Raw genomic sequence first — 22,012 nt, 5'->3', positions numbered from 1 at the left:
CGATGGGGCCTCTCCTTGCGACCCGCTACGTCTTCACCATCACCGCTCACGTCGCCGGTATCGTGTCAGTCGGCGATATCGGCACCGGCGAGCGCCGTATCGTTCCGATCGTTGGCGGCGAGGTGAGGGGCCGCGACATCAGCGGGAAGGTCTGCGCCTTTGGGGCGGATTTCCAGATCGTGCGGCCGGATTCCTCGATCGAGCTCGAGGCGAAATACGCGGTTGAAACGGACGATGGCGCGGTGATCTATGTCGAGAACAGAGGCATCCGCCGGGGGCCGGCCGAACTCGTGCAAAGGCTCAACCGTGGCGATGCGGTCGATCCGGCGCTGCTCTATTTCCGCACCGTGCCGCGGTTTGAAACCGGAGCACCAAAATATCGCTGGCTGATGCAAAGCCTGTTCGTGGCATCCGCCGCCCGTCACACCGATCGTGTCGTGATCGACGTGCATCAGGTGTTGTGAGTCATGTCCTTTCTTATCCCTCCCCTTTGCGGGGTGGGGAATCTAGAAAAGCTATTGGACTTTTTCGTTTACACTCACTCACGCCCCCACCCGACCGTCGCTTCGCGACGGCCACCCTCCCCACGCGTTCCGCGGGGGAGGGATAAAGACCATCGCCATCGGCCTCGGAATTATTGACTCCAACCAAATTAGTTATAAAACATAACTAATCGGGAGGATGAGCACCGGACATGAGCGCGAAAGCCGACCTGTCCTTGCAAGCGAGCGGTGACCTGCCGTCATCGGGCGTCAGCTTGCCTCCGTTGCGTCCGATTTCGTTTAGCGATCCCAAAGTCACGATCGATCGCCGCGACGACGGCACCATCTATCTCATGCCGCAACAGGCGATCGTTGAATATCCAGCCCGGCTGACCGATTCCCTGCATCATTGGGCCGCCGTTGCGCCAGACCGCCTTTTCATGGCCGAGCGCGATCATCATGGCGGCTGGCGCAAGATCACGTACGCAGAACTTCTGAGCTCAAGCCATAGCATCGCGTCCGGCTTGCTGGCGCGCGACCTGTCGGCCGAGAGGCCGCTTCTGATTCTGTCCGGCAACTCGATCGACCATGCGCTGATGTCGTTCGGCGCCATGGTCGCGGGCGTGCCGTTTTGTCCGGTGTCGCCGGCCTATTCGTTGATCTCCAAAGACTACGGCAAGCTTTCATATCTAATGAAGCTCCTGACGCCGGGACTGGTCTTCGTCGAGGACGCGGATCAATTCGCAGCCGCCTTGCAAGCGAACGTTTCCGGAGACGTCGAAGTCGTGGCCTCCCGCGGCACGCTGTCCGGCCGCGCGGTCACGAAGTTTTCCGATTTGCTGATCAAACCGTTGCATTCCGATCTCGGCGATGCGTATCGGGCGACCGGTCCCGACACGATCGTCAAATTCCTGCTGACGTCGGGCTCGACCGGCAATCCCAAGGCCGTCATCAACACGCAGCGGATGCTTTGCGCCAATCAGGTCATGATCCGCGAGACCCTGGCTTTCCTGAAAGAGGAGCCGCCGGTCATCGTTGACTGGCTGCCGTGGAATCACACTTTTGGCGGCAACCACAATCTCGGGCTGGTGCTGTTCAACGGCGGCTCGATCTATCTCGATGCCGGGAAGCCGATGCCCGGCGGGATCGAGGCGACCGTGCGAAACTTGCGCGAGATTTCGCCGACGGTCTATTTCAATGTCCCGAAAGGTTACGAATCGTTGCTGCCTTATCTGCGCGACGACGCACAGTTGCGGCAAACCTTCTTCCGCCGCTTGCAGGCGATGTTTTTCTCGGGAGCGGCGATGTCGCCCTTCGTCTGGAATAGCCTCGACGAACTCTCGGTCTTGGAAACCGGCTTCCGCGTGCCGATGCTGACGGGGCTGGGCGCCACCGAGAGCGCGCCAATGAGCGTCTCAGTCAATCCGCGTACCAGCCGCTCCGGCCATATCGGGCTTCCGGTTGCCGGCAACGAAATCAAACTCGTGCCGGCCAACGGCAAGCACGAATTGCGCGTCAGGGGGCCCAATGTCACGCCGGGTTATTGGCGCCAACCCGATCTCACCCTGGCCGCCTTCGACGAGGAGGGATTTTACAAATTCGGCGATGCCGCCAAACCCGCGGTCGCGGGCGATCTTTCGGCCGGTCTCGACTTCGATGGCCGCATTGCCGAGGATTTCAAGTTGGCAAGTGGCACCTGGGTCAGCGTCGGTCCGCTGCGCGCCCGCTTCATCGCGGCGTGCGCGCCTCTGGTGCGCGACGTCGTGATCGCCGGCATCAACCGCGACGACGTCACCGCACTGGTCGTGCTCGATCTCGAAGGCTGCCGCCTGATCAACCCGGCGCTGCCTTCCAACGACGTCGCCGTCTGCGCGCAAGATACGGAAGTCCGCCGCGCCTTCCGGCAGCGATTTGCCGCATTTCATTCAGCCGCGACCGGCTCCTCGACGCGTGTTGCCCGCGCGCTTCTGCTCGATGCGCCGCTCTCGATCGATCGCGGCGAAGTCACCGACAAGGGATCGATCAACCAGCGCGCGGTGCTCGACCACCGCAGGGCCACGGTTGAAACGCTTTATTCGCCCACGCCGGACGCCGACGTGATATCGCCTTAAGCCGAGAAATATTTCAGGAGGAAGTCATGCAATTGAAAGGTCAGGCTGCGATTGTCACCGGCGGTGCGTCCGGTTTGGGCGCCGCCACTGCGCGGCGGCTCGCCAAGGACGGCGCCAAGGTCGCGGTGTGCGATCTCAATACCAAGTTGGCGGAAACAGTGGCGGCCGAGATCGGCGGCGTCGCCGTGACCTGCGACGTCTCAGATTCGGCGTCGGCGGAAGCCGCGCTTGCCGCAGCTGCCAAGGCCCATGGCCCGGCGCGGGTATTGATCAACTGTGCCGGCATCGGCGTCGCCAAGCGGGTGATCGGCCGCGAGGGGCCAATGCCGCTCGCCGATTTCGACCGCGTCATCAAGATCAACCTGATCGGCTCCTTCAACATGCTGAGGCTCGCGACTGCCGATATGTCGAAGCTCGAGCCGCTGTCGAATGGTGAACGCGGCGTGGTGATCTCCACCGCCTCGATCGCCGCCTATGACGGCCAGATCGGGCAGGCGGCCTATTCGGCCTCGAAAGGCGGCATTGTCGCGATGACGCTGCCGATCGCACGCGAATTCGCGCAGTTCGGTATTCGGGTTTTGGCGATTGCGCCGGGCCTGTTCCTGACACCGCTGCTCGCCAGCCTGCCGCAGGAAGCGCAGGATTCGCTCGCCGCCGCAATTCCGTTTCCGCGCCGCCTCGGCGATCCCACAGAATTTGCCTCGCTCGTGATGCAGATGATCGATAATCCTTATCTGAACGGCGAAGTGGTGCGGCTCGATGCTTCGCTGCGGATGGCGCCGAAGTAGGACCGATCGGAATGTTCGTTCATCGCAGGGATGTGCAAATCCAGTGGGGCGATTGCGACCCCGCCAATATCGTTTATTACCCGCGCTATTTCGAAATGTTCGATGACTCGACCTCGATCATGTTCGAGGCGGCCGGCTTCTCCAAGCAGGACATCGTCAGGAAATACGGCCTGGTCGGCATTCCCATGGTGGACACGCGGGCCAAATTCTATATCTCCTCGACCCATGGCGACTGGATCACGATCGAAAGCCGGGTCGATGGCTTCAAGCGGTCGAGCTTCGAGGTGACCCACAAGGTCTACAAGGGCGAGCGGCTTGCAATCGAGGCGTTCGAGACGCGGGTGCTGGTCGGGCATCACCCCGACGAACCCAGCCGTCTGAAGTCGGCTCCGGTGCCCGAGGAAATCGTTGCGAAATTCATGAAGTGATAACCGCTCGATAAGCGAGAGCGAAACAACGAGATAAAATGAGGGAGGAATTCATGAACAGGATGGTTCTCATTGCGGCCGCGCTCGCCGTCATCGCGTTGCCGGTGTCGCCGGCCGGTGCGCAGACAAGCGAAATCACGATTGGCATCTCGATTTCCACGACGGGGCCCGCCGCCGCGTTAGGGGTGCCCGAGCGCAATGCGCTCGAATTCGTGCCGAAGGAAATCGCAGGCATCCCGCTCAAGGTTATCGTGCTCGACGACGGCGGCGATCCGACCAATGCCACCACCAATGCGCGGCGCTTCGTCACGGAATCGAAGGCCGACGTCATTGTGGGGTCTTCGACCACGCCGCCGACGATTGCGATCTCCAATGTCGCCGCCGAGGCCGGCATTCCTCATATCGGTCTGGCGCCGTTTCCGGTGACGCCGGAGCGCGCCAAATGGTCGGTTGTGCTGCCCCAGCCGGTGCCGATCATGGGCAAGGTGCTGTATGAGCACATGAAGGCGCACAACATCAAAACCGTTGGCTATATCGGTTACTCCGATTCCTACGGCGATCTCTGGTTTGACGATTTCAAACGTCAGGGTGGTCCGATGGGGCTGACGCTGGTCGACGAGGAACGCTTTGCGCGGCCGGATACGTCGGTCGCTGGCCAGGTGCTGAAGCTCGTCGCCGCCAATCCCGATGCGATCCTGGTCGGCGCGTCCGGCACCGCGGCAGGCCTGCCGCAGTCGGCGTTGCGCGAACGTGGCTACAAGGGCCTGATCTATCAGACCCACGGCGCCGCCAGCATGGATTTCATCCGGATCGCAGGTCCTGCGGCCGAAGGTGTGATCATGGCGTCGGGCCCGGTGATGAATCCGGAAGGTCAGGCGGATGGCGCGCTCACCAAAAAGCCGGGCCTCGCGCTGAATACAGCTTACGAAACCAAATATGGCGCCAACAGCCGCAGCCAGTTCGCCGGCCACGCCTATGACGCATTCGAGGTTCTCAAGCGTGTAATTCCGGCCGCGCTCAAGAGCGCCAAGCCGGGTACGAGCGAATTCCGCGAAGCGATTCGTCAGGGCTTCATGAGCGAACGCGAAATCGCGGCGACGCAGGGCGTCTACAACTGGACCGAAAAGGATCGCTCCGGCCTCGACGATCGTTCGCGCATTCTGCTGACGGTGAAGGACGGCAAATACATCCCGGCGATGTGAGAGGCCGCACTTTCTGAAATTTTCTGAATATGAAAATGAAGTCCGTCGGCCGCGCGGATCACGAGGCTGTAATCATCACGCTTCATTAATCGTTCGAAACTAGGTTCCGCTTTGGAAGCTATCACGCTATCAAAATCGATTGGCAGATAACGCGCGTTATTGCGCTGACCTGTTCGGCCGCCGTCATGAACCATCCTGACTTTGCCGGAAGACGTAAAGGCGCAGGCGTCCACCAGGTATGGTGATGCGGCTGCGCGAAAGGGATCGCGTGACCTGGGGCAATCGCAAATCGGACCGGGTTCAGTTTCAACACGCCTACCCTGCGAACCTCATGGGCGTCGATGGTACGTGGCGGCGGCAGTTGCATGATGCGCGACGTGTCGTCGACGGGGGCAAGGCTTGAAATCGAGGGAACGACCGACCTCTTGCAGGCCAAGGAATTCTTTTTGGTCCTGTCATCGACCGGGCTGGCGTTTCGACGCTGTGAGCTGGTTTGGCTTGACGGCACGATCGCAGGCATACGCTTTCTGACAAACAACAAGGCCGAACAGAAGCGCGTAAAACGTCCTTGAAAAATGCAGAGGTTTACCGACCGATAGATCAGGGCAAATTCGGCTGAAGCGGGCGCACCAGTCTTTTGTTTTGACGCGTTTTCTTTACGCGAACCGGTTTCCACTTCGCTCGAAAACGCTCTAACCGGCGAACCACCGTCAGAATCGAACCGTCCGCTGCGCCGCCGATAGTGAAAATGTCTCGAAGGTCTTCTTGGCTTTTTCCAACTCTTCGGCAGGGACCGGCGAGTGGCCGGGGCGGTGCCTTACGATCGCGTTGGCCGTTGCCCAGTCAAGCCTGGATGCCTTGCAGGCCAGAACGACCCCTTCAATGCTATCGCTGGCTATCAAACGCTCGATGACGTCCGTTGGCGAGCCGGTCAGCAAGGCAAGCGCCGCGACGATGTTGGTGTACTCACCTGATATCGCGAAGCGGTTGATGGTCGAATCGTTTAACCTGCCCTTGCGGCCGAGTTCCATCATTTTAGCCTGTGCGCTCGCATAGTCCGGGCGCTGATCCGAATTCTCCACGATCTCGGTCGTGGCGATCGTATTTTCAATTTGATCTCGCATCACGCCGGGCATCGCGTTCAATTCGCGCATCCGGGTGTCTTCCAGCTTGGAGCGAAACTGGCGTTTAAGCTGGGCCGGAATGTCCCTTCTTCGCCCGAGCCTTTCCGCAAGGGCCGCGTCGCTCTCACCGAGCTTGATCAGCCCGGCCCAACTCTCCTCGGACAGTTTGGCACCCTTGTTCTCGGCAAGCGCGTGATGAACGGCCCGATCTTCGCAACCCACGAGGACCTCGCTGACGGAACGGGCGATGTCGTTCCGGCATGCGACCGCCAGGCGTTGCTTGCTGCCGCAGGATTGAACCACGTCGATCAGCAGGGCCTGCGCGAGATTTCCGGATTTCAGGATAGGTAGCGAGATCGATTCGTCTTCGTGCAAGGCAAGCCGCCGGGTTGCCAGCGGCAACGTGCATTTCCCTTCGGTCAACTGGCGGCTGATTTGTGTCAGGAGCTGTCGGTCGACCCGATCAATCAACCGGACAAAGACGTCATCAAACAGGGCAATCTGGTGGGTAGTCAGGCTGTCCGCATGGCCCAAGAAAAACTTTGTAACTTGATTGAGGATGTCGGCCCACCGCTCGGGAGGCCATCCATCAATCGCGTCCAATTCTGAAAGTAATGCTGCCGATGCCGCTACCACCGGGGACCTCTGGGCTTCGACAAAACTCGGGCAGCCTTGTCAAAATCGTCATGCAATTGTTTCTGATCCGGCCAAGGTACCCTTACAACGGCTAAAGTTTCATTAAGGTGTTAATACGGAAGCGGCGGCCTCGGAAGGAGAGCCGGGGGTGAAACACCTGATCTGGAGAGACAAATGGGTCCCCGGCAACATTGCTCATGGGTAACATTGCACTAGAAGCCGAGATAGCTTGCCGCGACGCCCGCGTTAGCGGCGATATCCTTTGCGGTCCCGGCTAAGACGAATTCGCCGAGTTCCATGACATAGGCGCGGCCGGCGATCTGCAGCGCGGCCTGTGCGTTCTGCTCGACCAGCAACACCGACACGCCGCTGCCGCGCAATTCGGTGATGGTCCGGAAGATGTCGGCAACGATGGTCGGCGCGAGCCCAAGGCTCGGCTCGTCCAGCATCAGGAGTTTCGGCACGCCCATCAGCGCGCGGCCCATGGCCAGCATTTGCTGTTCGCCGCCGGACAACGTTCCCGCCAATTGCCGGCGCCGCTCCTTCAGCCGCGGAAACAGCGCATAGACGCGGTCCAGCGATTGGGCCGGCGATGATTTTCCGACCCGGAAGGCGCCGAGCCGCAGATTGTCTTCGACATTCATCGCCGTGAACAGTTCGCGATGCTCCGGCACGAGGCTCAATCCGGCCGCGACGCGGTCCTCGATCTCCAGCCGGGCGAAATCGGTTCCGGCAAAAGTCACGCCGCCCCTGAGCGGCAGAATGCCCATGATGGCGTTCAACAGGGTCGTCTTGCCGGCGCCGTTGGCGCCGATGATGGTGACGATCTCGCCCTCGGCGACATCGAGCGACACGCCGCGAACCGCTTCGACCTTGCCATAGGCGATGTGGGCATCGGTGAGCTGCAACAGGTTGCGCGTGCTGGCGCTCATGTCGCGGCTCCGAGATAGGCGCGGATCACATCGGGATTGGTCTTGATGGTTTCGGGGTTGCCTTCGGCAAGTTTGGTGCCGAAGTCGAGCACCACGACGCGATCGGCCAGGCCCATAACAAATCCCATGTCGTGCTCCACCAGCAGCACCGACATGCCGCCATCGCGAAGCTCGCGCAGCAAATGGGCCAGCCGCTGCTTTTCGAGGTGGCGCAGCCCCGCCGCCGGTTCATCGAGCAGCAACAGCATCGGGTCCGCACACAATGCGCGCGCAATCTCGACAATGCGCTGCTGGCCGAGCGACAGGTTTCCGGCAAGCGCATAGGCCTGTTCCGATAGCCCGACGCGGTCGATCTGGCGCATCGCCTCTGTCAGTAATCTCGCTTCGTCGTTGCGGTCGAGGCGAAACAGGCTGGCGAGTGCGCCCGCATTGCCGCGAAGATGCGCGCCGATCGCGACGTTTTCGAGGACCGTCATGTCGGCCACGAGTTTGACGTGCTGGAATGTTCGGGAGATGCCGAGTTTCGTCACCGCCTGCGGGATTGCGTTTTGGAGAACCTTGCCGAGCACGGAAATGGTGCCGCCGGAAGCAGGAAGCACGCCGGTAATGAGGTTGAACGTCGTGCTCTTGCCGGCGCCGTTCGGGCCTATCAAGGCGACGATCTCGCGCGCCCTCACATCGAAGGAGACGTCATTGACCGCGATCACGCCGCCAAACTGCTTGCGCGCGTGATCGACGCGCAGCAGCACGTCGCTTTCCGCGCCGGTCTTTTTCCGTGGTGGCAATAGCAGGGATGGATCTGTGTGTTTGCGATCTGCCTTGATCGGCAAGCGCCGGACCAGCCATGGCCAAACGCCGTGAGGGGCGAGTTGAAGCAGCAGCACCAGCATCATGCCGAACACGATGGTCTCGAGCTGGCCTTCGCCATGGAACAGATAAGGCAAATAGTCCTGAAGGATTTCCTTCAGGACGACGACGATCGCGGCACCCAATACACCGCCCCAGACATAACCGGCGCCACCGATCACCGCGACGAAAAGATATTCGATGCCGGTCTGGACCCCGAACGGGGTCGGATTCACCGCGCGCTGGAAGTGCGCATAGAGCCAGCCGGATAATCCCGCCAGCACGGCGGCGTAAATAAACACCAGAAGTTTGGTGCGCGGCGGGTGGATGCCGAAAGCTTCGGCCGCAACGTGCCCCCGTCTCAAGGCGCGGATCGCCCGCCCGGTGCGGGAATCCAGCAGATTCATCGTGAGCAGCGCGCAAAGGACAACCGCGGCCCAGATCGCGAAATAGATCGTGTCGGGGTTGATCATCTTCAGCGAGAAAATCGCAAGCGGCGGAATGCCAGAGATGCCGTCGTTGCGGCCGAGAAATTCGAGCTTGCTGAACAGGTAAAAAAGGGCGAGGCCCCAGGCGAGGGTGCCGAGCGGCAGATAGTGACCGGAGAGCCTCACGGTGATCAGACCGAGCGCCACCGCGAAGACGCCGCTGACGAGCAGCGAAAGCGGCAGTGTCAGCCATGGCGAGAGACCGTAAGCGGTCGTCAGCACGGCCGTGGTGTAGGCGCCGAAGCCGCAAAATGCCGCCTGGCCGAACGACGTCAGGCCGCCGACGCCGGTGAGCATCACGAGCCCCATCGCAACCAGCGCCGAAAGCCCGATATTGTCCAGCAGCACGATCCAGAACGGCGGCATGCCCGGCACGAACGGGATCGCCACCATGACGAGCGCAAACAGCATCGCTGGCCACCGCTGCCCCATCGCGGTTAATCCTTTTCGTCGTCGGCCGCAGGCGCAGCCAGCGAGCGCAACAGCAGCACCGGAATGATCAGCGCGAACACGATCACTTCCTTGAAGTTGCTGGCGTAGAACGACGAGAACGATTCGACGGTGCCGACCAGAAGTGCGGCGATCGCCGTCAAGGGATAGCTGACGAGGCCGCCGATGATGGCCGCGACAAAGCCTTTCAAGCCGATCAAAAAGCCGGTGTCGTAATAAAGCGTGGTGATCGGCACGATCAGGATGCCCGAAGTGGCGCCGATGACGGCGGCGAGCAGGAACGCGACTTGTCCCGACATCGCGGTTCTGATGCCGACCAGCCGTGCGCCCAGACGGTTCACGGCGGTGGCGCGCAGCGCCTTGCCATACAGCGTGAATCCGAAAAACAGCCAGAGCGCAGCGATCAGCGCGAGCGTCACCGCATAGACCGCAACGCTCTGGCCGGTGAAGCGCAAGGGATCGATGGTGAAAGACGCGTTCGACAGCGGCGGACCGCGCTGGCCCTCGGCGCCGAAGAAGACGAGACCAATGCCTTGCAACGCAAGATGACAACCGACCGCCGCGATCAATAGCACCAGCACGGAAGTGTGCGCGATCGGCGCAAAGGCGATGCGGTAAAGATAAAGCCCGATCGCGCCGACGATCAGAAGCGAGAGTGCGATGTCGATCCCGATCGGCGTTTGTTTGCCGGCAAGCGTCGAGGTCAGCGCCAGGATGGCTACGGGCAACAGCACATTGATCGCAAGGCTCCGTCCGATCAAAGCGGGCCGCAAGATTCGCCGGCGCATCACGAGGTCAAGGCCGAGAGCGGCGATGCCCATGACGACGGCGAGCCGCGCCGTGCCCGGTACCTGACCCGACGCCAGAGTCGCATAGGTCAGCGCGCCGTAGGTGACGAATTCGCCTTGCGGAATCAGGATGACGCGCGTCACGGCGAAGACCAATACCAGCGCGAGGCCGAGCAGGGCATAGATCGCGCCGTTGGTGATGCCGTCCTGCAGCAGGAACAGCATGATGGTCGTGTTCAAGCGGGCCGCTCCCTCATCCCTCATGCGAGCCGGCGGTTGATGTCCGCCGTGCAACTTTGGTATGGTGGATAACAATTATCATCTATAACCTCAAGGCCCGGCTGCCTTCAGGAATTTCCTTCGGGTATGGGGTATTCGACCGTAACGCGATTTTCAAACACCTGATGATGACCGTTTCCAGAACCGGCACCGCCGCCAAAGCATCGCGTTCCGCCCGCAAGGAGACCGACGACGCGCCGATCGAGCTCGGCGAATTGTCGGAAATGCTCGGCTATGCGCTGAAACGCGCGCAGCTGAGAATCTTCGAGGATTTTCTGCGCTGCGTGGCACCGCTGCAACTGACGCCCGCGCAATTTTCCGTGCTGCTGCTGCTCGACCGCAATCCCGGCCGTAACCAGACCGAGATCGCCAACACGCTCGGAATTCTCCGGCCAAATTTTGTGGCGATGCTCGATACCCTCGAAACCCGCGAACTATGTGCGCGGGTTCGGTCGGCGAGCGACCGGCGGTCGCATCATCTCGTTCTGACCGACAAGGGCAGGACAACGCTCGCGCGGGCCAAGAAACTGGTGGCCGCCAAGCATGAGGCGCGTCTCAACGAGTTGCTCGGTCCTTCTAATCGCGCGGCGCTGGTGGCGATGCTGACCAGGGTTGCCAACGAGTTTTGAGGTGGATGCCTCATGGTGAGGAGCGCGTCTTAGCGCGCCTCGGACCATGAAGGCCGATGGACCATCCCTCGAGACGGCGCAGGCGCGCCTCCTCGGGATGAGGGGGTCTTCAATCCACCAAAATCACCCGGACATCGTTGACATTGGTCAGCGTCGGCCCGGTCTGGAGCAGGTCGCCGGTGGCGGCGAAGAACGCGGTCGCGTCGTTGTTGGCGAGATAGGCCGCGGGATCGAGCGAAAGCGATTTCATTTTCGCGAAAGTGGCGTGGTCGATGATGGCGCCAGCGGGATCGGAGGCCGAGCCGGCGCCGCCGTCGGCACCATCAGTATCGGCGGCCAGCGCCGAGATGTCTGGCGTGTCCTTGAGAAGGTCCGCGAGCGCCAGCGCATATTCCTGGTTGGGGCCGCCGCGCCCGTTGCCGCGCACGGTCACCGTGAGTTCGCCGCCCGAGAGGATCGCCACCCGCTTGCCTTCCGCGCGCGCTTTCAACGCAAGCTTGGCGTGATCGGCGGCAACCTCGCGCGCTTCGCCTTCGAGATCGGCGCCGAGATCGATGGTGGTATAGCCGGCATCCACCGCGACCTTGATGGCGGCGTCGAGCGAAGCCTTTGGCCGCGCGATCAATTCAAACGTCGCGCGGGCAAAGGCGGCATCGGCCGGCTTGCAGCTTTCATTTTTGGGATCGTCGAGGGCGCGGCGAACGGCATCGTCGATCGCGAGGTTATATTTGGCGACGAGGGCGCGCGCATCCGCCAGCGTCGTCGGATCCGGCACCGTGGGTCCGGAGGCGATTGCGGAGGGATCGTCATGGGGCACGTCGGAGATCGCGAGCGTGACGATCTCGGCGCGCTGTCCGGCACGCGCGAGCCTGCCACCCTTGATTCGCGACAGATGTTTGCGAACCGTGTTGACCTCGCCGATCGGGGCGCCCGAGCGCAACAACGCGCGGTTCACCTGCTGTTTCTGCGTGAAGGTCACGCCGTCGGCCGGCGCAACCCAGTTGGCCGAACCGCCGCCGGACAGCAACACCAATAGCAGGTCATCGGGGCCCGCTTCTCGCGCGAGTGCAAGCGTCTCATCGGCGGCTTTCAGCCCGGCTTCGTCCGGCACGGGATGACCGGCTTCGACCACCCTGATCCGCCGTGTCGGCACGCCATGGCCGTGGCGGGTTGTGGCGAGGCCAAAGAGGCGCGCGGGCTCGAGTTTGAGTTCGTCGAGATAATACCGTTCCGCGGCCGCGGCCATCGCAGCCGCGCCTTTGCCGGCGGCAAGGCAGATGATCTTTCCCTGCGGCGCGGGCGGCAGATGGGCCGACAAGATAACGTCCGGATGCGCGGCGGCAACGGCAGCATCGAAAATCGCGCGCAACAGAGGGCGTCGGTCGGTCATGGCGTTGTGGCTTCGCTCGAAAAACTCAGGGCAGGAACGCCGTTATCCACCGCATTGAGCCAAAAGAAAACCCCCGAAAGACCATGTCTTCGGGGGGCTTGTCTGGGTTCGTGACAAAAACGTCAGCCGCCGACCTCGCCGCTGATGATATCGCCGAACAGCACCCAGCGCTCACCCTTGAACACCATCAACTGGAGCTGGCTGATCGGAGCGAAATTGGTCGCCGAGGTGTTGATGCGGATGCCGGGCAGCAGCACGTCGGTGCGGAAGTCTTTCAGGTTTGCCGCCTGCTTCATGATGTTCTCGCGGGTGAGGTCGTCGCCGCACTGCTTGAGCACCTGCACCAGGGTTTGCGCGACGGCATAGCCGACGATGACCGAACCGTCGAGCTTGTTGGCCTCCGGGAAATCCTTGGCGAGAAAATCCAGGAATTGCTTCATGCCGGGATCGTTGTCCCACTGCGGATCCGAAACATCCTTCAGATACGCCGCGGAAATGATGCCTTGGGCATTCTCGAAGCCGGCGGGTTTTATGACGCTGCCGAGCGACGCGGACACGTTGTTGAGGAAGTGCAGCGCCTTCCAGTCGATTTCGCCGACCTTCTTGATCGCCTGTGCCGCGAATTTCGGCGTCCCGATATCGACGAAAATATCGGCGCCGGTCGCCTTGAGCTTGACGATATGGTTATCGATCGTCGGCTCCGAGGTCTCGAAGCTTTCTTCGGCGATGATCATGGACGCAGCCTTGTCGCCCAGCCCGTCTTTCAGACCTTTAAGGTAGTCCTTGCCGTAATCGTCGTTCTGATAGAGCACCGCGATCTTGGCGTTCGGTTTTTCCTTCAAAATATATTTGGCGTAGATCCGCGCCTCGCTCTGGTAGCTCGGCTGCCAGCCCATGGTCCACGGAAAGTCCTTCGGATCGTTCCATTTGGTGGCGCCGGTGGCGACGAAGAGTTGCGGCACCTTCTTGGCGTTCATGTATTTGTGAATCGCCGAATTGGGCGGCGTGCCCAGCGAATTGAAGATGAACAGAACCTCGTCGCTCTCGACAAGCTTGCGCGCCTGCTCGACGGTCTTGGGCGGGCTATAGCTGTCGTCATAGCTGATGAAGTTGATCTTGCGGCCGTTGATGCCGTGGGCATCGTTGATCATCTTGAAATAGGCGGCCTCGGTTCTGCCTTGTATGCCGTAAGCGGAGGCAGGTCCGCTATAGGGCATGATATTGCCGATCTTAATTTCGGTATCGCTGGCGCCGGTATCGTATTTCTTCTGCGCCAGCGCACCGCCGGCGGACACAGCTAATATTGCGAGTGCAACAAGCGACGCGATCGCACTTCTGTTGGCGAAAGCAGCCATGACGTTCTCCCTCTCGTCCACGATTTGATGGTTGTTTTGGGTAGCGGCTTTCTTGATCGAAAGCTCTTTCCATTGACTTGCGTATCATTTTGCCATGTCGCTCACAAGAAAAAGCCCTCCGCAAGTGATGTGAAGGGCTGCTTCTTTGGTAGGCGTTTGAGGCGTAACGACCGGCTCCGCAGTTCTGCCGTTAGTTGCTCAGTTCGCTCGAGATGATCTCGCCGAACAATTCCCACTTCTCACCCTTGAAGCGCTCCATCTGCAACTGCTTGATTGGCGCAAAGTCGGTCGCGGAGGTGTTGATGGTGATGCCGGGCAGAAGCATATCGGGGGCGAAGTTCTTCAGGCTGGCCGCCTGCTTCATCACGTTCTCCCGCGTGAGATCATCGCCGCACATCTGAAGCACCTTCACCATGGTCTGCGCGGCGCCGTAGCCGTACACCACCGAGCCATCGAGCTTGTTGGCGTCGGGCGCGTATTTGGCGAGAAATTCCACGAATTTCTTCATGCCGGGGTCGTTGTCCCACTGCGCATCGGAGGCATCCTTGGCGTAGTTGGCGGAAAGAATGCCTTGCGCATTTTCAAATCCGGCCGGCTTGATCACGCCGCCGACCGAACTCGACACGTTGGACACGATGTGCAGCGGCGTCCAGTTCATTTCGGCGAGCTTCTTGATCGCTTGTGCGGCGAATTTCGGCGTCGTGATGCTGATGAAGACGTCGGGGCCGGAAGCCTTCAGTTTGACGATATGGTTGTCGATCGAGGGCTCGGAAGTCTCATAGCCTTCTTCCGCGATGATCATGGAAGTAGCCTTGTCGCCAAGGCCGTCCTTGAGGCCCTTCAGATAGTCCTTGCCGAAATCGTCGTTCTGATAGAACACCCCGATCTTCGCGTTGGGCTTTTCCTTCAGCAGATATTTGGCGTAGATCCGCGCCTCGCTCTGATAGCTGGGCTGCCAGCCCATGGTCCATGGAAACTCCTTCGGCTCGTTCCATTTGGTGGCGCCGGTCGCAACAAAGAGCTGCGGGACTTTTTTGGAATTCATATATTTCTCGATCGCCGTATTCGACGGCGTGCCGAGCGGATTGAAGACCACCAGCACCTCGTCGCTCTCGACGAGCTTGCGCGCCTGTTCGACCGCCTTGGGCGGGCTATAGCCGTCGTCATAGGTGATGAAGTTGATCTTGCGGCCGTTGATGCCGCCCTCGGCATTGATCTTGTTGAAATAGGCGGCTTCGGTCTTGCCGATCACGCCGTAAGCGGAAGCGGGGCCGCTATAGGGCATGATGTTGCCGATCTTGATCTCGGTGTCGCTCGCGCCGCTGTCGTATTTCTTTTGCGCCAGTGCGCTGCCGGTCGAGAACGCGACAGCACCCGTGGTGACCGCGGCGATCAGTAAGTTTCGTCTTGCAAGCATCGTTTTCTCCTTGAAGTGTTTTTAACGTCTTTTGAGGCGGCCAGCGAGATGCTGGGCAACCATGGCGACTTGCCTCGCGCCGTGCGGCACCAGGAAGATCACGAGAAACAGAATGACGCCGAACACGGCGCCGGAAAGACCTTTTGAGATGCCTTCGGCGATGTTCGGCACGAAAATGATGAAGGCTGAGCCTACGATCGAACCGGGCAGCCACCCGACGCCGCCGACCACCATGCCGAGAAACAGCGAGATCGCGAGCGTGATGGTGTAGCCGTCGGGCGCGACGAACTGAACGGCAATGGCGCCCAGTCCGCCGGCAATACCGGTGATCGCGGCCGAGACGCCGAACGCCAGCGTCTTGTAGAGCGCCACATCGATGCCCATCGCGGAAGCCGCAATCTCGTTGTCCCGGATTGCCATGAAGGCGCGGCCCGAGCGCGATTTCAGAAGATTGACGGAAAAGATATAGATCGCAATCGTGATGATGAGCGTGAAGTAATAGAGCCACATGTCCTGCGACATCTTCAGGTGCACCCAGGAAAGCACGCTCTGCATGGCCTCCGGCGGGTCGGGCTTGGTGACCACAAGGCCTTGCACGCCACCGGTCCAGGTTTCGAAATAGCCGAGCTTGAGGAGTTGCGGCATCGCGGTCGCCAGCGCAAACGTCGCGAGCGCGAGATAGACGCCGGAAAGCCGCAGCGCCGGCAGGCCGAACAGGAAGCCGAAGGCGAAGCAGATCAGGCCGGAGATCGGCAGCGTCAGCGCGTAGTTCATCCCGGCATGTTCCATCAGGATCGCCGAGGTGTAGGCGCCGACCGCATAGAAGGCGCTCTGTCCCAGCGAAAATTGCCCGCTGCCGCCGGTCAGGATGTTCAGCGCCAGTACCGCCAGTCCATAGACCAGCAGCATGGTCATTTGAAAAATAATGAAGTTCTTCACGAACAGCGGCATGGCGATCAACAGCGCCAGCACGATCAGCGAGGTGCCGGCGCCGAGCGTCATCGCCCGTTTCGGAACGGCTTCGATCGCGGGCGCTGCGGCGACGGTTTCCTGCACGGCGCTCATGCTCAAACTCGCTTCACGATCGGCCGGCCGAACAGCCCGGCCGGTTTGACAACCAGAACAGTGATGATCAGCGCCAGCGCGATCGGCAGCTTCAGTTCATTGCCGACACCGGGAATGTAGGTGCCGGCCAGATTTTCGAAGATGCCGACCAGAAACCCGCCGATGACAGCGCCGAACGGGCTGGTGAGGCCGCCGAGCACGGCGGCAGCGAAACCGTAAATCAAAACGCCGCCCATCATGTTGGGTTCGAGAAATACCACCGGCGCGATCAGCATGCCGGCAATCGAGCCGATCGCGGCGGCCATGCCCCAGCCGAGCGCAATCATCCAGGAGGTGTTGATCCCGACCAGCCGGGCCGACTCCGGCACGGAAGCGGCCGCGCGCATCGCGAGCCCGATCCGGGTGTAACGGAAGAAGATATAGAGCGCGATCAGGAGCAGCACGGTCACGCCGATCATGCCGGCCTGATGGGTCGAGATCAGCTGACTGCCGAGGAAGGGCGCCGAGCCGAACGGCGTCGGATATTGCTTGATGGTGAAATCCCAGATCAGGCCGGCGCAGCTGTTGATGATCGCAAACAGCGCGATAAAGCCCGCAACGTTGGTGAGAATCGGCGCCTTCGCCAGAGGCTTGAACAACAGCCGTTCGATCGCGATGCCGCCGATGAAGGAGAGGACCAGCGTGAGCAGGAAGGCGCCCCAGTAAGGTACGCCCCACTGCATCAACTGCCAGGAGATGAAGGTGGAGAACATCGCCATTTCGCCCTGCGCGAAATTGAGATGGTCGATCGCCTGATAGATCATGACGACAGCGAGCGCCATGCAGGCATAGATCGCGCCGGTGGCGATGCCGGCCAGGACCTGATTGGTGAAAAGCTCCATGGCCCCGCTCCCTAATAGCCGAGATAGGATTTGCGGACGTCTTCGTTGCCCGCGATCTCGTTGGCCCTGCCGGACATCACGATGCGGCCGGTTTCGATCACATAGGCCTGGTCGGCGATTTCCAGCGCGAGCTGTGCGTTCTGCTCGACCACCAGGATCGTGACCTTTTCTTCGCGGTTGATCTTGCCGAGTATCTTGAACAAGTCGCGCACGATGATCGGCGCGAGCCCGAATGACGGTTCGTCGAGCAGCATCAGCCGCGGCCGCAGCATCAGCGCGCGTGCCACCGCCAGCATCTGCTGCTCGCCGCCGGAAAGCGTGCCAGCCTGCTGGGTATGCCGCTGCTTGAGGACGGGAAAATGCGCATACATGCGGTCGATGTCGGACGTCACATTGGCCTTGTCGCCACGCGTGATCGCGCCGAGCTGAAGATTCTCCTCCACCGTCATGGTGGTGAAGGTGCCGCGGCCCTGCGGCACATGGGCGATGCCGAGACGGACGATGTTCTCGGTCGAGCGGTTGGAGAGGGGAGCGCCGTCGAACTCGATTGCGCCCGAGGTGCGAACCATGTTGCAGATCGCACGCAAGGTCGTGGTCTTGCCGGCGCCGTTGGCCCCGAGCAGCGTCGTCACGCTGCCTTCGTTCAACGTGAATTCGAGGCCGTGCAGCGCCTGAACCTGGCCGTAGTAAGCGTTGAGCGCCTTGATGTTCAACAGCGCCGTCATTGATCCTTGCTCCCGAGATAGGCTTTGATCACGTCGGGGTCGGATTGCACCGCGGCCGGCGTGCCCTCGGCGAGCTTGCGGCCGAAATTAAGCGCCACCACGTGATCGGCAATCGACATCACAAGGCCCATGTGATGTTCAACCAATAGCACCGTGACGCTGCGGTCGTTGCGAATGCGCCGGATCAGATCGCCGAGCGCATAGACTTCTTCGTGGTTGAGGCCACCGGCCGGCTCGTCGAGCAGCAGGATCTTTGGTTCGGCGGCGAGCGCGCGCGCCAGCTCCACGCGTTTCTGGGTGCCGAAGGGCAGGCCCGAAACGATGGTGTGGGCCACGTCCTCAAGTTCGAGATAGTTGAGGATTTCCTGAACGCGCGCGTTGAGCGCCACTTCGTTGCGGCGAATCCCCGGCAGCCTCAGCGCGTCGCTGACGATGTCGCTCCGGGTCCGGGCGTGCGCGCCGATGCGGACATTGTCGAACACGGAAAGGTTGGAGAACAAAGCGACATTCTGAAAGGTGCGGCCGATGCCGATTTCGGCGATCCGGTGCGGCGGACGCTTCAGGATGCTCGCGCCCTCCATGCGGATGTCGCCCTTGCTCGGCTGGTAGAGCCGGCTCAGGCAGTTGAAGAGCGTAGTCTTGCCGGCGCCGTTCGGTCCGATCAGGCCCAGGATCTGCCCTTGCTGCATGTCGAACGATACGCCGTTCAACGCAACAATGCCGCCGAACACGACGCTGACGTCGCAAACCGCGAGCAAAGGCGATAAGGCCTGTGCCGTTTGGGCCTGGCCCATCATGCCCCGCACAGGCCGGTTATCGGAGCCGTTGCTTGATCAGAACGGCAGGCGCTACCTGATCTCCTCAACCACACGCGCAACTTTCCCTCCTGTTTTCAGTTTCCTGCCGTCTTGTTTTTTTGCTTGCGGCGCTAATCCGCCGAGGACGGCTTCGATATTCTTGACCATGGCCACCAGACGGGGGCCGATGTCGTTGCGCAGCCGGTCCTCCGTGAAGCGGAACGCGGGCGCGCCACAGTTAAACGCATATGGGCCGGTTCCGTCATTGAGCTTTAGTGCTACGCCGACGGCGGCGATGTCGTCGTGCCATTCGCCGGCCGAGATCGCAAAGCCATGTTTGGTCATGGTTTCGCCGGCCTGTTCGATGCCGTCGCGCATCTTGGCCCAGCGGGCGCCGTAATGTTCGCGCAAGTCGCGCAGCAATGCGTTGCGCTCGTCTTCGGGCAGCGCCCAGAGATAGGCGCGCCCCATTGCCGTGGTGGCGATCGGTATGCGCGAGCCGACGTCCAGTTGAACGCCAAGCGTCATGCCGCGGCTCTGGCCGAAATAGATCATGCTGAGCCGGTCGCGGCCGCCGATGGCGACCGCACCGCCGGTCTCGCGCATCAATTGTTCGCGGTAGGGTTCCGACAGGTGCCGGACGCCGAGATTGGCGAGCGCAGAATAGCCGAGCGCGAGCGCTGCGGGGGCGAGTTGATATTTCTCGAACCGCGGAACCGGTGTCAGATAACCGAGCTTGGTGAGGGTATAGGTCAGCCGGGAGATGGTCGGCTTGGGCAGCTTGGTTCGGGCGGCGATTTCCTGGTTGCCGAGCAGCCCGTCATTGGGCTGAAATGCGCGCAACACATCGAGACCGCGGGAAAGTGCGACGACGAAACTGCGATCAGTCGCTACTTTCTTGCCTTGACGCTTCATGATCTGTCGCCGACGCTTGAGCAAAGCTCGATAACGCGCTTTTGTTGACAAGGGACGTGCTTCAAAATAACCCTCGCTGTCAAGATGCGGAATTCAATTCCGCAATGCGGAATAAATTGGTAGACTGAAAATAATCTGCGCAAGAACAGGCGAGTCCTAGGGAGAGTGCCGTGAACGAAGTGGTCAGGCTTGAGCGTCATGACGTGGTTGCCATCGTCACGGTCGATAGTCCTCCGGTCAACGCGCTGAGCGCTGCGGTGCGCGGCGGCATCAAGGATTGCGTCAAACGCGCGATTGCCGATCCGGAAGTGAAGGCGATCGTCCTCACCTGCGCCGGACGCACCTTCATCGCCGGCGCCGACATCACCGAGTTCGGCAAGCCGCCGGTCCCTCCGAGCCTTCACGACGTGCTGGCCGAGATCGAGAGCTCCTCCAAGCCCGTGATCGCCGCGATTCACGGTACCGCGCTGGGCGGCGGGCTTGAAGTCGCCCTCGCCTGTCACTACCGCGTCGCAACCAAGGAAGCCCGGCTGGGTCTGCCTGAGGTAAAATTGGGGATATTGCCCGGCGCCGGTGGCACGCAGCGCCTGCCGCGCGCGGTGGGACCAGAACTGGCGGTCAAGATGATCGTGGGCGGCGACCCGATTTCCGCCTCCGACGCCCTGAAGAATGGCCTGATCGAGGAAATCGTCGAAGGCCCCGCCGCCGGCGGCGAAGCGTTCGCCCGCAAGGTATTGGCGGAAAAGCGGCCGCTGCGGAAATTGCGCGATGACGACAGCAAGTTGGCGGCCGCGAAAGCCGACCGCTCGATTTTCACCAATGCGGTGGCGGCCTTGACGAAAAAGGCCCGCGGGCTGGAGGCGCCGTTTGCGGCGGCCGACGCGGTGGGCGCGGCTATCGACTTGCCGTTCGATGAAGGGATCAAGAAGGAACGCGAAACGTTCCTCAAACTGGTATCGAGCGATCAGTCCAAGGCGCAGCGCTACGCGTTCTTTGCCGAGCGCGAGGCCGCCAAGATTGCCGGCGTTCCCGACGGCACCAAGCCGCGCACCGTCGAACGCGTCGCCATCATCGGCGCCGGCACCATGGGTGGCGGCATCGCGATGTCGTTTGCCAATGCCGGCATTCCCGTCACGCTGATCGAGACCGGCGAAGAGCAGCTCAAGCGTGGTCTGGGCGTGATGCAGAAGAATTATGAAGCGACCGCCGCGCGCGGCGGTATTCCGGCGGATGCGCCCGCCAAGCGCATGGGCCTCATCAACGGCGTTGTCGGACTTGAGCACGTCAGGGATGCCGACCTCATTATCGAAGCCGTATTCGAGACCATGGCGATCAAGAAGGAAGTCTTTACCGCGCTCGACAAATACGCCAAGGCCGGCGCCGTGCTGGCGTCTAACACCTCCTATCTCAATATCGACGAGATCGCGAAGGAAACCACGCGCCCGCAGGACGTGCTCGGCATGCACTTCTTCTCGCCGGCCAACGTCATGAAGCTGTGCGAAATCGTGCGCGCCGCCAAGACCGCGCCCGACGCGCTTACCACGGCCGTGGCGGTGGCGCGGAAAATCGCGAAGGTTCCGGCGGTGGTCGGGGTCTGCGACGGCTTCGTCGGCAATCGCATGCTGGCGCAGCGCGGCAAGCAGGCCGAAAAACTGTTGTTCGAGGGTGCGCTGCCGCAACAGGTCGACGCCGTCGTCACTAAATTCGGTATGCCGATGGGGCCGTTCGCGATGGGCGATCTTGCCGGCCTCGATATCGGCTGGCGGTCGCGGAAGGATCGCGGCATCAAGTCGGAAATCGCCGACGCTCTGTGCGAAGCCGGCCGCTTCGGCCAGAAAACCGGCAAGGGCTACTACAAATATGAAGCCGGCTCGCGGGCTCCGCTGCCCGATCCCGAAGTCGAGAAGCTGATCGACGAGACGTTGCAACGTCTCGGCCGCAAGCGCCGCGTCGTCAGCGACGAGGAGATCCTCGAGCGCATGATGTATCCGATGATCAATGAAGGCGCGCGGATACTCGAAGAAAAAGTCGCGGCACGTCCCGGCGATATCGACGTGATCTGGCTTTATGGGTATGGCTGGCCGGTCTATCGCGGCGGCCCGATGTTCTATGCCGATCGGGTCGGGCTGAAGCACGTCGCCGACCGCCTGGCTTTTTACGCCAAGGAGACCGACGATCCGTCGCTGGAACCGGCGCCGCTGCTCAAGCGCCTCGCCGCCGAAGGCAAGACGTTTGCGTCGTTGGCGCAGACGGCGAAAGCGGCGTGATGGGGAAAGAAAACGCG

General features: G+C 61.4%; 19 protein-coding genes and 1 pseudogene. 8 read left to right on the top strand and 12 right to left on the bottom strand.

Annotated features, from left to right (window positions below):
* Window positions 1-2 precede the first annotated feature (2 nt).
* From ABSE61_RS14370 to ABSE61_RS14345, 6 genes and pseudogenes are all read left to right on the top strand, one after another.
* Window positions 3-464 carry a DUF3237 domain-containing protein gene (locus ABSE61_RS14370; protein WP_423871783.1) on the top strand — a complete coding sequence of 154 codons (462 nt, stop codon included), beginning with the start codon at window positions 3-5 and terminating at the stop codon, window positions 462-464.
* 230 nt (window positions 465-694) lie between these two features.
* The gene (locus tag ABSE61_RS14365; RefSeq protein WP_423871782.1) at window positions 695-2,593 is read left to right on the top strand and encodes a feruloyl-CoA synthase; all 1,899 of its coding nucleotides are present in this window, start codon (window positions 695-697) and stop codon (window positions 2,591-2,593) included.
* 26 nt (window positions 2,594-2,619) lie between these two features.
* Entirely contained in the window at window positions 2,620-3,381 is a 762-nt protein-coding gene (locus ABSE61_RS14360) for an SDR family NAD(P)-dependent oxidoreductase (RefSeq protein ID WP_423871781.1), read from the top strand.
* An 11-nt stretch (window positions 3,382-3,392) separates the two neighbouring features.
* Window positions 3,393-3,809, top strand: coding sequence for an acyl-CoA thioesterase (locus ABSE61_RS14355; RefSeq protein ID WP_423871780.1), 417 nt, complete (start codon window positions 3,393-3,395; stop codon window positions 3,807-3,809).
* A 53-nt stretch (window positions 3,810-3,862) separates the two neighbouring features.
* Entirely contained in the window at window positions 3,863-5,011 is a 1,149-nt protein-coding gene (locus tag ABSE61_RS14350; protein WP_423871779.1) for an ABC transporter substrate-binding protein, read from the top strand.
* Between the two features lie 268 nt (window positions 5,012-5,279).
* Window positions 5,280-5,583: pseudogene (locus ABSE61_RS14345) on the top strand (PilZ domain-containing protein).
* Window positions 5,584-5,721: 138 nt separating this feature from the next.
* Here ABSE61_RS14345 and ABSE61_RS14340 read toward each other — a convergent pair.
* From ABSE61_RS14340 to ABSE61_RS14325, 4 genes are all read right to left on the bottom strand, one after another.
* The gene (locus ABSE61_RS14340; RefSeq protein ID WP_423871778.1) at window positions 5,722-6,771 is read right to left on the bottom strand and encodes a DUF2336 domain-containing protein; all 1,050 of its coding nucleotides are present in this window, start codon (window positions 6,769-6,771) and stop codon (window positions 5,722-5,724) included.
* 212 nt (window positions 6,772-6,983) lie between these two features.
* Window positions 6,984-7,703, bottom strand: coding sequence for an ABC transporter ATP-binding protein (locus ABSE61_RS14335; RefSeq protein WP_423871777.1), 720 nt, complete (start codon window positions 7,701-7,703; stop codon window positions 6,984-6,986).
* Entirely contained in the window at window positions 7,700-9,469 is a 1,770-nt protein-coding gene (locus ABSE61_RS14330; protein WP_423871776.1) for a branched-chain amino acid ABC transporter ATP-binding protein/permease, read from the bottom strand. Before ABSE61_RS14330 ends, ABSE61_RS14335 begins: the two co-directional genes overlap by 4 nt.
* Window positions 9,470-9,474: 5 nt before the next feature.
* Complete coding sequence (locus tag ABSE61_RS14325) at window positions 9,475-10,515, bottom strand: branched-chain amino acid ABC transporter permease (protein ID WP_423871775.1); 1,041 nt, start codon at window positions 10,513-10,515, stop codon at window positions 9,475-9,477.
* Window positions 10,516-10,682: 167 nt separating this feature from the next.
* On the opposite strand from ABSE61_RS14325, the gene ABSE61_RS14320 reads away from it, so the two are divergent.
* Window positions 10,683-11,183, top strand: a complete 501-nt coding sequence (locus ABSE61_RS14320) for a MarR family winged helix-turn-helix transcriptional regulator (RefSeq protein ID WP_423871830.1) — start codon at window positions 10,683-10,685, stop codon at window positions 11,181-11,183.
* Between the two features lie 109 nt (window positions 11,184-11,292).
* Here ABSE61_RS14320 and ABSE61_RS14315 read toward each other — a convergent pair whose 3' ends face one another.
* The 8 genes from ABSE61_RS14315 to ABSE61_RS14280 all read right to left on the bottom strand — a co-directional run bounded on the left by ABSE61_RS14315 (window position 11,293) and on the right by ABSE61_RS14280 (window position 19,728).
* Window positions 11,293-12,573: a glycerate kinase type-2 family protein gene (locus ABSE61_RS14315; RefSeq protein WP_423871774.1), complete on the bottom strand. Its 1,281-nt coding sequence runs from the start codon at window positions 12,571-12,573 to the stop codon at window positions 11,293-11,295.
* A 122-nt stretch (window positions 12,574-12,695) separates the two neighbouring features.
* Window positions 12,696-13,928 carry an ABC transporter substrate-binding protein gene (locus ABSE61_RS14310; RefSeq protein WP_423871773.1) on the bottom strand — a complete coding sequence of 411 codons (1,233 nt, stop codon included), beginning with the start codon at window positions 13,926-13,928 and terminating at the stop codon, window positions 12,696-12,698.
* A gap of 190 nt (window positions 13,929-14,118) precedes the next feature.
* Window positions 14,119-15,345: an ABC transporter substrate-binding protein gene (locus ABSE61_RS14305; RefSeq protein WP_423871772.1), complete on the bottom strand. Its 1,227-nt coding sequence runs from the start codon at window positions 15,343-15,345 to the stop codon at window positions 14,119-14,121.
* A 21-nt stretch (window positions 15,346-15,366) separates the two neighbouring features.
* On the bottom strand, window positions 15,367-16,410 hold the full coding sequence (locus ABSE61_RS14300; protein WP_423871771.1) for a branched-chain amino acid ABC transporter permease: 1,044 nt from the start codon (window positions 16,408-16,410) through the stop codon (window positions 15,367-15,369).
* A gap of 2 nt (window positions 16,411-16,412) precedes the next feature.
* Window positions 16,413-17,291, bottom strand: coding sequence for a branched-chain amino acid ABC transporter permease (locus ABSE61_RS14295; protein ID WP_423871770.1), 879 nt, complete (start codon window positions 17,289-17,291; stop codon window positions 16,413-16,415).
* Between the two features lie 11 nt (window positions 17,292-17,302).
* Complete coding sequence (locus tag ABSE61_RS14290) at window positions 17,303-18,016, bottom strand: ABC transporter ATP-binding protein (RefSeq protein WP_423871769.1); 714 nt, start codon at window positions 18,014-18,016, stop codon at window positions 17,303-17,305.
* On the bottom strand, window positions 18,013-18,810 hold the full coding sequence (locus tag ABSE61_RS14285) for an ABC transporter ATP-binding protein (RefSeq protein WP_423871829.1): 798 nt from the start codon (window positions 18,808-18,810) through the stop codon (window positions 18,013-18,015). Before ABSE61_RS14285 ends, ABSE61_RS14290 begins: the two co-directional genes overlap by 4 nt.
* Before the next feature lie 54 nt (window positions 18,811-18,864).
* Window positions 18,865-19,728, bottom strand: a complete 864-nt coding sequence (locus ABSE61_RS14280; protein ID WP_423871768.1) for an IclR family transcriptional regulator — start codon at window positions 19,726-19,728, stop codon at window positions 18,865-18,867.
* Window positions 19,729-19,898: 170 nt separating this feature from the next.
* Between ABSE61_RS14280 and ABSE61_RS14275 the strand changes: the two genes are divergently transcribed.
* Complete coding sequence (locus ABSE61_RS14275) at window positions 19,899-21,995, top strand: 3-hydroxyacyl-CoA dehydrogenase NAD-binding domain-containing protein (RefSeq protein WP_423871767.1); 2,097 nt, start codon at window positions 19,899-19,901, stop codon at window positions 21,993-21,995.
* Window positions 21,996-22,012: the final 17 nt, after the last annotated feature.

The organism is Bradyrhizobium sp., assembly GCF_049519115.1.
Lineage (GTDB): Bacteria > Pseudomonadota > Alphaproteobacteria > Rhizobiales > Xanthobacteraceae > Bradyrhizobium.
This window is presented reverse-complemented; position numbering and strand designations above follow the sequence as displayed.

Coding starts and splice junctions, on each gene's coding strand:
- ABSE61_RS14350 (WP_423871779.1), top strand. CDS start 3,863: ATGAACAGGATGGTTCTCATTGCGGCCGCGCTCGCCGTCATCGCGTTG.
- ABSE61_RS14300 (WP_423871771.1), bottom strand. CDS start 16,410: ATGAGCGCCGTGCAGGAAACCGTCGCCGCAGCGCCCGCGATCGAAGCC.
- ABSE61_RS14335 (WP_423871777.1), bottom strand. CDS start 7,703: ATGAGCGCCAGCACGCGCAACCTGTTGCAGCTCACCGATGCCCACATC.
- ABSE61_RS14360 (WP_423871781.1), top strand. CDS start 2,620: ATGCAATTGAAAGGTCAGGCTGCGATTGTCACCGGCGGTGCGTCCGGT.
- ABSE61_RS14320 (WP_423871830.1), top strand. CDS start 10,683: ATGACCGTTTCCAGAACCGGCACCGCCGCCAAAGCATCGCGTTCCGCC.
- ABSE61_RS14370 (WP_423871783.1), top strand. CDS start 3: ATGGGGCCTCTCCTTGCGACCCGCTACGTCTTCACCATCACCGCTCAC.
- ABSE61_RS14285 (WP_423871829.1), bottom strand. CDS start 18,810: ATGGGCCAGGCCCAAACGGCACAGGCCTTATCGCCTTTGCTCGCGGTT.
- ABSE61_RS14315 (WP_423871774.1), bottom strand. CDS start 12,573: ATGACCGACCGACGCCCTCTGTTGCGCGCGATTTTCGATGCTGCCGTT.
- ABSE61_RS14295 (WP_423871770.1), bottom strand. CDS start 17,291: ATGGAGCTTTTCACCAATCAGGTCCTGGCCGGCATCGCCACCGGCGCG.
- ABSE61_RS14280 (WP_423871768.1), bottom strand. CDS start 19,728: ATGAAGCGTCAAGGCAAGAAAGTAGCGACTGATCGCAGTTTCGTCGTC.
- ABSE61_RS14305 (WP_423871772.1), bottom strand. CDS start 15,345: ATGCTTGCAAGACGAAACTTACTGATCGCCGCGGTCACCACGGGTGCT.
- ABSE61_RS14365 (WP_423871782.1), top strand. CDS start 695: ATGAGCGCGAAAGCCGACCTGTCCTTGCAAGCGAGCGGTGACCTGCCG.
- ABSE61_RS14290 (WP_423871769.1), bottom strand. CDS start 18,016: ATGACGGCGCTGTTGAACATCAAGGCGCTCAACGCTTACTACGGCCAG.
- ABSE61_RS14355 (WP_423871780.1), top strand. CDS start 3,393: ATGTTCGTTCATCGCAGGGATGTGCAAATCCAGTGGGGCGATTGCGAC.
- ABSE61_RS14330 (WP_423871776.1), bottom strand. CDS start 9,469: ATGGGGCAGCGGTGGCCAGCGATGCTGTTTGCGCTCGTCATGGTGGCG.
- ABSE61_RS14310 (WP_423871773.1), bottom strand. CDS start 13,928: ATGGCTGCTTTCGCCAACAGAAGTGCGATCGCGTCGCTTGTTGCACTC.